The organism is Enterobacter cloacae complex sp. 2024EL-00214 (assembly GCF_043945575.1).
Lineage (GTDB): Bacteria > Pseudomonadota > Gammaproteobacteria > Enterobacterales > Enterobacteriaceae > Enterobacter > Enterobacter cloacae_P.
Map to the genome: position 1 here is coordinate 1 of NZ_JBIMRC010000045.1, position 4282 is coordinate 4282.

A 4282-nucleotide genomic window follows, 5' to 3' on the forward strand; every position below is an offset into this window, starting at 1 on the left:
TTTACGGACTTCTTGTCCTAACAGGATCCCGGTCATCTCAAAATTGGCGTTAGTGTTAGACATATATTCAAGCCTATCTCTTATCTGGAGATACAGCTACTGTCTGGTGTTTCAGGGGGCTACATCAGTCAGCATCCATGCAAGCATGACAAACCCAAGGACAATCAGTGATAACCCAGTGATAACATGGAACCATGTTACGAACCCAGTGAGAGTATAGTCACTAAGCGCATCGCTTTCGGTAAGGTTTGAATTAATAATCTGCAATAAAATCAATACAGCTACGATGATATGCAGCACACGTAGAAATGGTGTGTTTTTGTGAGGAAGAGCATTACGTAAATTTTCGTTCATAATTTAGCCACTTTTTTAAGGTTGGTTGACCACTCAATATTATGCCTTTTTATTAATGATAACCTTAACTTCTCAAAACCAAGATGCACTCAGTAATATCCAAACCATGTTCAAAGGCCCAGTACTCGACAGGTAAATTCAGGTTCCTGAGTGGTTCTTATCGTCGCCAGATAGCCACGAAACAACGCAATGCTGTACAGAATGCTTATATCTGAACGCTTGAAATTCCAAAAGCGACGTGGATCGTACGGCACTTAATCCGACGACCGATGAAGAGTGCAGCCATGACAAAATCCATTCACCAAGCCACATTAGGTGACGTCGGAAATGATCTTCTTACGGCAAAGCACATGGCTTAGAATCCCTGTTCCAGCCTCGAAGAGGATACTGATGATTTATTTGCCGGAAAAAAGCATCTTAATGAGGGTCTCATACCGATGATGAAGACATTACGGGCATCAGTGTGTTAATCAACGGGGAGCAGGTCATCATGACCAACAAACAAAACACAGACTGACGCGTGACCACCAAATATAATTTGGCCCCCTGAATCCACCCCGCGCAACACCAATAGGTACTTAACTTATGTTGAGGCAACAAACTAAAATATGTAGCATTGATAATGCATGTTTGTTACCCCAACATTTTTATATGTATTTTGCAGATAAGATAACGTTGTGAAATTTCCTCACCAGTGCATAGCTATCTGCTTGATTACAGGCACGTGTATCATGTCAGTTCAGGGATATCTTTCCAGCATATCTACCTTCACCGAATAATTCCCGGTCTCAGTCAACACCTAGTTTATTGTGGTATTTTCTCATCAGACTGCCTAGTTTCTGTGCTGCAATTTTCCCGGCGTCAAGACCTTCCTTCTCAGCGGTACTTTCAACGGCAGTTACCTCATCAATTAGAAGTGACATGCCTGCAACATACGTTTCCCTGTCATACCCTTCTACAGGGCTGTTCAGGATGGACTCTGCTGTTGCTTTCAGTTCCCGCATATCTTTCCTGAAGGATGTAACGTCCTCCTCCTTAAGTGCTGCGCGGTAGCTTTTATTCATCATCTTCATGGCATGTTCAACACCGTCAGAACCAGCCATTACACAGGGGGATAAAAGAAGGGTGGCTCCTATCACAACAGTACGCATAATTTTTCTCATAATAGCCTCCATATTGTTTACTCTCGTTTTCACAGTCAGAAGGGGTAATATTGCGCAAAAAAATAACCCCTTCCCAATCTTCTCAAAAAACAGCAGCATTCATATTATTTTTCAGGATTATTTGCCCCCGCAACCAGGACTATTATCACCTTTAAAATAAGGGTCAACATGTGTCATAACATTTAAAACATGATGATTATCTAAAACTGATTTCCTGGCCAAAACAGCAATGTCATGTCCTACTTTCACTGATAAATCACCATCAATTTCCAGATGAACATCAACCACAACAAGGTCCCCCATTTTTCTGGTCTTGAGGTCATGGATGCCTTCGACCCCAGGCGTGGACAATAATGTTGTTTTTATACTATTTTCAGTTTCAATATCCACGGCCCTGTCCATCAAGTCATGAAGCGAATCTGACATAAATGAATATCCCATTCTGGTCACAATCAGTCCCACAACCAGTGCAGCTAACGGATCAAGCAATTTAAACCCTGATAAACTACCAATAATACCAATAGCCACCACCAAAGATGAGGCGGCATCAGAGCGGGCATGCCAGGCATTGGCAACCAGCATAGTGGATTTTACTCGGGTTGCTACTGCCAGCATATAGCGAAAAAGAAGCTCTTTGATAACCAGTGCGGCTAAGGCCACCCACAGAGCAACAATATGTACCTGAGGAATATCATCTGGTTGTTGCATTTTATTTGCTGCTGACCATAACATCCCGATGCCAACAATGAATAAAATTGTCCCCAGAATTAATGATGCACCATTTTCATAACGATGATGCCCGTAGTGATGGTCATCATCGGGATTTTTTTTACTTTTATGATTAGCAATAAGCACCACAAAGTCTGAAACTAAATCAGACAGAGAATGGATACCATCCGCAATAAGCCCCTGAGATCCGGAAAATACGCCAGTAATCACTTGCCCGGATGTCAGAAAACAATTAACAAGCACACTAACCCATGTGCTTTTACGGGCCGCGAGGAAACGCTCATGAGAACTAATATCAATATCATCCGTAAGTTTGTTTACCTGCACCTGAAACTCCTAATAACAGCATCTACAGTTAATACTAAGCAGCCAATACTACCCGGCCAAGTTCAGTTTTGGTATATGAAATTTTGAGGTACTGTGGTGAAAATATAAAAATGGTGAGATTTATTCCTGTAAAGACCGCGCCATGGTGGCGATAACATCTATTTATCATAACGCCTGAACATTAATTTATTCTGAACAGAAGAGAGAAGAAAAGTTGACAGTTATCACAACTATACACTTACGCCCAGTGTGGATGGGTTCAACAAACTAAAATTGCAAACCCGATTAACTGAGGAATTGAGCGCTCTCGAAGAGGAGTTGCTTTCGGGTAGCTGTCAACCATTGCAAAATGGTAAACAACATCCTTTGGGTCCCCAACTGTGTGGCCACTGTAGTGACTGTGGTGGGTGATAGAACTGGTCACATTGATGCCAGACTTTTTCGTGCCGCATGTATGGCACACTGAATTTGATTAAGACCTGCTGAAATGAAACCGGAGTGCTTCAGCTACAGAAACTGACCAAATCGTATACCCCAAGCAAGATCTGAATACCATCCGAACAATATCTCTTTTAGGTATACCTGATAAAGACCATGACACAAAGTATCGATAGGGTTTAAATTTAACTCTATTGACAGCAAAATAACGTAATGTATCATATGGATATTGGATTGATATTTCAAAGAGAATACATAATGAATGTCCGTATCTACTGCCGTGCATCTACGGAAGGCCAACATGCTGATCGTGCATTAGTTAGCCTGCGCGAATTTGCGCAAAGCAAAAACTGGTCGGTTGCCGGAGAATACGTTGAGAATGCAAGTGGTGCGAAGCTTGATCGTGTTGAACTCATGCATCTACTGGTGGAAGCACAACCCGGTGATCTGCTTCTTATTGAAGCAATTGACCGTCTCAGTCGTCTTCAACATGAAGAATGGGCTGAACTCAAAGCTACGTTGAATAGTAAAGGGCTGGTAATCGTATCAATGGACTTACCGACCAGTTGGCAGATGGTTGAAATGTCCGGTAATGACCTTACCAGTGGCATTCTTCGGGCAGTCAACTCCATGCTAATCGATATCCTCGCAACAATGGCACGACAGGATTATGAAACTCGGCGTAAACGTCAGGCACAGGGGATCGAGAGAGCAAAACAGGCAGGTTTGTATACGGGAAAAGAGAAAGATATGGAAGCCCGTGAAGTGGTACGTGAAATGTTGGCACAGAACGTTAAACCAGCTCACATAATGAAAGCTGCTGATATCAGTCGTGCAACGTTCTACCGGATCAAAAAGGAATTGGTAATCTAGTTCAAAATAAGTGTATTAGCTCGAAGTGACAGTTACCGTAGACAAAGTACAATCAAATCTGACTGTCCGCTCTGAGCAAATAGCAGACTGTTACCATGTGCAACTGAATATTTTGCCACTAACATTACATCCCTATTGCGAACCCTGGATCTGATATCTTTAAAACAACAATATACTCCACTTTATAAATCGTAACTCAAGAGATTACTTTGCAGCCAGAACACTCAAGACTTTATCTTCGTCCTGTAAGCGCATTAGATACCTCGCCCATGGTGATGCTGCCAACTTACTGATTTAGTGTATGATGGTGTTTTTGAGGTGCTCCAGTGGCTTCTGTTTCTATCAGCTGTCCCTCCTGTTCAGCTACTGACGGGGTGGTGCGTAACGGCAAAAGCACT

The 4282-nt window shown here is 42.4% G+C and carries 4 protein-coding genes and 2 pseudogenes; 2 read left to right on the plus strand and 4 right to left on the minus strand.

The window, feature by feature from the left end; genetic code table 11:
• Positions 1-126: 126 nt before the first annotated feature.
• The 4 genes and pseudogenes from ACHHZ6_RS24520 to ACHHZ6_RS24535 all read right to left on the minus strand — a co-directional run.
• Positions 127-354 (minus strand): annotated as a pseudogene (locus ACHHZ6_RS24520) (cytochrome b/b6 domain-containing protein); the annotation flags it as partial.
• A 94-nt stretch (positions 355-448) separates the two neighbouring features.
• Positions 449-679, minus strand: a pseudogene (locus ACHHZ6_RS24525) (IS3 family transposase); the annotation flags it as partial.
• A gap of 463 nt (positions 680-1142) precedes the next feature.
• The gene (locus ACHHZ6_RS24530) at positions 1143-1517 is read right to left on the minus strand and encodes a cytochrome b562 (protein WP_013096889.1); all 375 of its coding nucleotides are present in this window, start codon (positions 1515-1517) and stop codon (positions 1143-1145) included.
• A 117-nt stretch (positions 1518-1634) separates the two neighbouring features.
• Positions 1635-2573: a cation diffusion facilitator family transporter gene (locus ACHHZ6_RS24535; RefSeq protein ID WP_100152946.1), complete on the minus strand. Its 939-nt coding sequence runs from the start codon at positions 2571-2573 to the stop codon at positions 1635-1637.
• Between the two features lie 696 nt (positions 2574-3269).
• On the opposite strand from ACHHZ6_RS24535, the gene ACHHZ6_RS24540 reads away from it, so the two are divergent.
• Together ACHHZ6_RS24540 and ACHHZ6_RS24545 are read left to right on the plus strand one after the other, a co-directional pair.
• On the plus strand, positions 3270-3884 hold the full coding sequence (locus ACHHZ6_RS24540; protein WP_100152948.1) for a recombinase family protein: 615 nt from the start codon (positions 3270-3272) through the stop codon (positions 3882-3884).
• Positions 3885-4210: 326 nt separating this feature from the next.
• Positions 4211-4282, plus strand: a 72-nt coding sequence (locus tag ACHHZ6_RS24545) for an IS1 family transposase (protein ID WP_001568368.1), incomplete at its 3' end; no start/stop codon positions are given.